Genomic DNA, 6,161 nt, shown 5'->3' on the forward strand with positions numbered 1-6,161 from the left:
TAACGTCAAGGAGAACCGATGAAACGTCTTTACCTGCTGATCACCCTTACGCCGCTGGAGAAATGGATTGAGGTCTTGCGTCGGCAAGGAACTGCGTGAATGTAAGAATGAGGACAGCCGAGTGAAACCTCGACAGAAACGTATTTCCTTGATCGTCGGTGGTCTGATCACTTTGGGGGTGGCGACCGCCCTCGTCATGAATGCACTAAACAGCAACATCGCCTTTTTTGTCACTCCGACGGAGGCGGCCGCAGGAAATGCCCCACAGAACAAGGCATTCCGGATCGGCGGAATGGTCAAGGAAGGATCGATTCGCCGTGACAACCTGAACGTCCATTTCACGATTACGGATACGGCCAAGGAAGTCCCGGTTTCATATACCGGGATCCTGCCCGACCTGTTCAAGGAGGGAAAAGGGGCGGTGGCCCAGGGTCGGATCAAACCTGATGGCACCTTCGCGGCAACCGAGGTATTGGCCAAACATGACGAAAACTACATGCCGCCGGAAGCCCAGCATGCGCTTGACGAAGCCAGCAAGGCATCGACCAGGACGAAATAGCGCCACGCCAGGGAGTATCGATTCAATTCAGCCAACCATTAAATCGCAGGAAAAGCACATGAAGGACATCGCCCGTTTCATCGCCGGTTTCCGGCGCTTCCAGGAAAAGTACTTCAGCGCGGACCGCGAACTGTTCGAACAACTGCGGCAGGGACAACGCCCCAAAGCCGCGATCGTCGCCTGCGCCGATTCCCGCGTCGATCGGGCCTTGTTGATGGACGAGGAACCGGGAGACGTGTTCGTGGTGCGCAACGTGGCCAACCTGGTGCCGCCGTATGCGCCGGGCGGGGGCTTCGCCAGCGTGCCGGCGGCGCTGGAATTCGCCGTGCTGTCGCTCGCCGTCGAGCACGTCATCGTCCTCGGCCATGCCCAATGCGGCGGCATCCATGCGCTGATGAACGGCACCGGCCCGGTTGGCGAATTCATCGGCAAGTGGGTGGGTATCGCACAGCGCGCCCGCTTATCCTGCGCGAACTCGCCCTTTAAACTGTACGGGGTATCGGCGCGAACACTCCCGTCCGCGCATTCTCGCTGACCGCTCGCGCAGCGGGATGAGTTAAGCGCCGTTCGGCCGAAATGAGGAAAAAACGCTCACGAATCTCCTCCGTTTCGCCGAGCTTTACGACCTTGTAGTGCGCCGTCACGTCAGGAACGCTAGCTGCCGGCGCAGGGAATACTCCCGCACCGGCTTCACCGAAAACCTTCATCAAGGCGCTGTCCTCGAACTCGCCGACGATACGCACACGCTGCCCCTGCCGCTCCAGCCAGCGTGGGAGCGCGCCGTGCAGTGCGCTATCGCCTCCAGGCAGCAACAGCGGCGCGCCATCCAGACAATCCGGAAAGCCGCCCGTCAGTCGCTCAGCGAGCGCGGGCGCTGCCATGAAAGCCACCCCCGATTCGCCAAGGGGATGGCTGTAGCCCTTGATCTGGGTACCCGGCGGCATGGGGCGGTCGGCCAGTACCATGTCAAGACGGTGGATTGCCAACTCGGCCAGCAGGCGGTCCAGGCGGTCCTCCTGACAGATAAGGCGCACCGCTTCGGGAAGTTCCAGCACCGGCGCAAGCAGGCGATGAGCAATGAATTTAGGCACGACGTCGGCGATGCCGACGCGGAAGGTGATGAAACGCTCCTCGGCACCGTTCTTCAGCAAGTCCTCCAGTTCGGCCCCGGTCTGGAAAATTTCCTCGGCATAGGAAAGCGCCAGTTTGCCCGTTTCTGTCAGTTCCAGACGGCGCCCGACGCGCTGAAACAGCGTTACGCCCAGCCGTTCTTCGAACTGGGCAATTTGCCCGGAGAGCGTCTGTGGCGTCAGATGCAGTTGCTCCGCCGCGCGGCTGACGCCGCCCCAGCGGACGATGCTGACGAAGTAGTTCAAATGCTTGTAGTTGATCATGTCTTATCCTTTCATCTCATTGTTCGGTTTTCTCGATTATAACGAGTCTATATATCTGTTTGTGCCGAACTGTTTGCACACGCATAATTCTTCTCGTCAGTCCCTATCCAACCACCGGAATGTCATGAACTTCCAGATCCAAGCCATGCTCGGCGGACAGCTCGCCAAGACGACCGGCAATTACGGCAAGGTCGGCGGCGCTGATCCGCGGCTACACGGGGGGCTCGCCTGATGGCGAACGTTGAGTCCTTTGCCACCGGCCCGATGTGGGCCGGTTTCATTCTTTTCGTGCTGACCATGCTGGCACTCGACCTGTTCGTCTTCGGCGGCCGCAAGGCGCATCGGGTCGCAATAAAGGAGGCTCTGGCCTGGGTGACTGCCTGGGTCTGCCTGGCGTTCGCGTTCGCCGGACTGCTGTGGTGGTATCTGAATGATACGCAGGGCGCCGAGGTGGCGCAGCGCAAGACGCTCGAATTCATCGCCGGCTACCTGATCGAACAGTCCCTGTCGGTGGACAACATGTTCGTTTTCGTCATGATCTTCGGCTTCTTCGCCGTGCCGCCCGAATTGCAGCGTCGCGTACTGCTCTATGGCGTGCTCGGCGCCATCGTCATGCGCGCCGGCATGATCCTCGCCGGAGTCTGGTTAGTTTCGGAATTCGCCTGGGTGTTGTATGTCTTTGGCGCTTTTCTGGTGATCACCGGCATCAAAATGCTGATCTTCGCCGAGGCCGAGCCCGACCTGGAGAAGAACCCGCTGCTACGCTGGCTACGCGTGCATCTGCGCATCACGCCGGGCTTCCACGGTGAATCCTTTTTCGTCCGCCAGAACGGTATCCTGTGGGCGACGCCGATGTTTCTCGTGCTGGTCCTGATCGAGGTTAGCGACGTGGTATTCGCCGTGGATAGCATCCCCGCAATCTTCGCCGTTACCACAGATCCCTTCATCGTATTCACCTCGAACATCTTCGCCATCATGGGTCTGCGCGCGCTGTATTTCCTGCTCGCCGACATGGCCGAGCGCTTCCACCTGCTCAAGTATGGCCTGTCTCTTGTGCTGGTCTTCATCGGCGGCAAGATGCTGGCCGCGCCATGGTTCCACGTGCCGATCCAGTGGTCGCTGTCGATTGTTGCCAGCATCATCCTGATTTCGGTGGTGGCCAGCCTGACCTGGTCGATGCCCAAAGCTGTCGCCACAGGAGAAGAAGCATGAAGCATCCCATCGACCATCCCGCCTCAGCGGGCAGACAGCGCGACAAAGATGGCCGTCCCGCCGGCGCCGTCTTTTGTTACCCCTTTTCATCAACCCCAGGAGAATGACATGACCCCTTCCAGAACCCAATCCGTTGCCCTGCCGCAACGTGGCGCGGAATCCGTGCTCGCCGCCAACAGGGTGATCCGCAACACCTATATGTTGCTGTCGATGACGCTGCTGTTCGCTGCCCTCACCGCCGCTATATCGGTGGCGCTGAAACTGCCGCATCCCGGCTTGATCATTACCCTGGTTGGCTACTTCGGCCTGCTCTTCGCCACCTCCAGGCTGAAGAACAGCGCCTGGGGGATCCTGTCGGTGTTCGCCCTGACAGGTTTCATGGGTTACACCCTTGGCCCCATCGTCAGCCACTACCTCGGCCTGCCCAACGGCGGCCAGACGGTGATGATGGCGATGGCAGGTACGGCGGCGATCTTCCTCGGCCTGTCCGGCTACGCCCTGACCACGAAGAAGGATTTCAGCTTCATGGGTGGCTTCCTGATGGTCGGCATCCTGCTTGCCTTCCTGGCCGGGCTGGCCGCGATCTTCCTGGCGATCCCGGCGCTGTCCCTGACCGTTTCGGCTGCCTTCGTGCTGCTGATGTCCGGCCTCATCCTCTATGAAACCAGCAACATCATCCACGGTGGCGAAACCAACTACGTGATGGCTACCGTGACCCTGTTCGTTTCCATATTCAACCTGTTTACCAGCTTGCTGCACCTGTTCGGTTTCATGAACAGCAATGAGTAGGCGCGACTTTCCGCGTCGATCGTCGTGCGGCGAATACCGCACAAGGCCCCATCAGGCCCTTGAGTTTCCTGGGCTTTTTTTAGGAGTTAAAACATCATGAGTGAAGTCAGCCTGAGTGAAGTCAACGTGGGGTTCCAGATCCCGCTATCGGTGCAGCACATTCTCGAAGCATGCCCGAAATATACCGTGGCCAGCAACTGGCAGCAGTTGTACGAACTGGCGACGCGTGATGCCGTAAATGGCGTGCATGAGGTGGCCTACAACGTGCCTGGCCGTGGACGGGTGCTTGAGGCCAGTGTGTGCCGGGTCAAGAACGGCATCGCGGCGAATTACGTCGAGTCCTACATGCGCCGCCGCGATCCCGATTGCATGGTCATCGCCGACGACCTGCCTACCGACAAACCGCGCTTCGAGGACGAGTACGGCGAGTCCTTCGATTCGCTGCGCGATGAAACCTTCGCCTGGCTCAAGACCCAGGAACTGGCGCTGTTCCCCTTTATCGCCGGAGCCCCCGGCATCGGTGCCGATGCCCTGGTGGTAGCACCGGCCAACGCCGGCTTTTTCGCGCTCGGACTGGCCCTGCTCCAGGGGATTCTCGATGAAAAGGCCTTGCCGGCGGACTTTGACCCGAAGGCGGTGATCTTCGTTGCGCCACCGTTCCGCCATACTCATTTCAAAGGCAAGCAGATGGTGGTGCACAACCGTCGTCCCGGTCGGCACGAATTGTTCAGTTACAACCTCTATCCCGGTCCCAGTGCCAAGAAAGGCATTTACGGCGTCCTGCTCGCCCTGGGTGAACGTGAGCATTGGCTGACCGCACACTGCGCGGCGGTTGTGGTCATCACGCCGTATGCCAACAAGCTGGTCATCATGCACGAAGGCGCCAGTGGTGGCGGCAAGAGCGAAATGCTCGAACAGGTCCATCGCCAGAAGGACGGCCTGCTGCTCCTCGGTACCAATGTGCAGTCGGGCGAACGCCGCACCCTGGTGTTGCCGCACAACTGCGAACTGCGTGCCGTGACCGACGACATGGCCTTGTGCCACCCCTCGCTCGGCAAGAACGACGGGCGCCTGGCGCTGATGGATGCCGAACAGGGCTGGTTCGTTCGCGTCAATCACATCACCCACTACGGGACCGACCCCAACCTTGAGAAGATGACCATCCATCCCAGCGAGCCCTTGTTGTTTCTCAACATCGACGCCCATCCGGGTAGCACGGCGCTGATCTGGGAGCATATCGAGGACGAGCCCGGCAAGCCGTGCCCGAACCCGCGTGTGGTTGTCCCGCGCAAGGCTGTTCCCGGCGTCTACAATGGCGCGGTCAGTGTGGACATCCGCAGCTTTGGCGTGCGCTGCCCGCCGAACTCGGTCGAGCATCCAACCTACGGCATCATCGGTCTTTTCCATGTCCTGCCGCCGGCGCTGGCCTGGCTGTGGCGGCTGGTGGCGCCGCGTGGCCACGCCAATCCCAGTATCGTGACCACCGAAGGCATGAGTTCGGAAGGCGTCGGGTCGTACTGGCCTTTCGCTACCGGGCGCATGGTCGACCAGGCCAACCTGCTTCTCGATCAGATCGTCGCCACCCCGCGCATGAAGTACATCCTGTGCCCCAATCAGCACATCGGCGCGTGGGAAACGGGCTTTATGCCGCAGTGGATCGCCCGTGAGTATCTCGCTCGGCGTGGCGGCGCGCACTTCTCGCCAGAGCAGGTCACTCCCTCGCGCTGCCCGCTGCTCGGCTTCGCGATGAAGAGCGTGGTCGTCGAAGGGCAGACCATTCCGGGGATTCTGCTGCAAGTCGATAAGCAGCCGGAAGTAGGAATCGCTGCCTATGACCAGGGTGCCCGGCAACTGACCGAATTCTTCCACAAGGAGTTGGCCCAGTTCCTCGAAGCGGATGACCTAAATCCCTTGGGCCGCAGGATCATCGAGTGTTGCATGGCCGGCGGCTCGGTGGACGACTACGTGGCGCTGCTCCCGATCACCGTACTGGAAGAGGACAACTAAAACAGGAATCCTGATCCTTGATCAGCAAATTGACCTCCTTCTGGACGAATTGCGTCATTTGTACTAACCATCATGGCGATTGATTTGCCACCCCGGAACATGAAAAAATGAGGCATCGGAAACCTTCACTGATGTTAGAGGCACCAGGGGTGGTGCTTGGCAGAGTGGTGGCGCGCCGATTCGTTCTTTAACTGCCCATC

Annotated in this window: 6 protein-coding genes; 5 read left to right on the top strand and 1 reads right to left on the bottom strand. The window is 60.1% G+C overall.

Annotated features, from left to right (window positions below; all coding sequences use genetic code 11):
• Positions 1 to 121 precede the first annotated feature (121 nt).
• Together ccmE and JNM42_RS18645 are read left to right on the top strand one after the other, a co-directional pair.
• Positions 122 to 559 carry a cytochrome c maturation protein CcmE gene (gene ccmE / locus JNM42_RS18640; protein ID WP_294273859.1) on the top strand — a complete coding sequence of 146 codons (438 nt, stop codon included), beginning with the start codon at positions 122 to 124 and terminating at the stop codon, positions 557 to 559.
• A 58-nt stretch (positions 560 to 617) separates the two neighbouring features.
• Complete coding sequence (locus JNM42_RS18645) at positions 618 to 1,094, top strand: carbonic anhydrase (protein ID WP_294273861.1); 477 nt, start codon at positions 618 to 620, stop codon at positions 1,092 to 1,094.
• On the opposite strand, the gene nhaR is transcribed toward JNM42_RS18645, so the two are convergent.
• Positions 1,042 to 1,953, bottom strand: a complete 912-nt coding sequence (gene nhaR, locus JNM42_RS18650; RefSeq protein WP_294273863.1) for a transcriptional activator NhaR — start codon at positions 1,951 to 1,953, stop codon at positions 1,042 to 1,044. The genes JNM42_RS18645 and nhaR overlap by 53 nt on opposite strands.
• A gap of 231 nt (positions 1,954 to 2,184) precedes the next feature.
• On the opposite strand from nhaR, the gene JNM42_RS18655 reads away from it, so the two are divergent.
• From JNM42_RS18655 to JNM42_RS18665, 3 genes are all read left to right on the top strand, one after another.
• Positions 2,185 to 3,165, top strand: coding sequence for a TerC family protein (locus tag JNM42_RS18655; RefSeq protein ID WP_294273865.1), 981 nt, complete (start codon positions 2,185 to 2,187; stop codon positions 3,163 to 3,165).
• Between the two features lie 108 nt (positions 3,166 to 3,273).
• Entirely contained in the window at positions 3,274 to 3,954 is a 681-nt protein-coding gene (locus JNM42_RS18660) for a Bax inhibitor-1/YccA family protein (RefSeq protein WP_294273866.1), read from the top strand.
• 96 nt (positions 3,955 to 4,050) lie between these two features.
• Positions 4,051 to 5,961: a DUF4914 family protein gene (locus tag JNM42_RS18665; RefSeq protein ID WP_294273868.1), complete on the top strand. Its 1,911-nt coding sequence runs from the start codon at positions 4,051 to 4,053 to the stop codon at positions 5,959 to 5,961.
• Positions 5,962 to 6,161: the final 200 nt, after the last annotated feature.

The sequence above is a fragment of the Propionivibrio sp. genome (genome assembly GCF_016790145.1).
Lineage (GTDB): Bacteria > Pseudomonadota > Gammaproteobacteria > Burkholderiales > Rhodocyclaceae > Propionivibrio.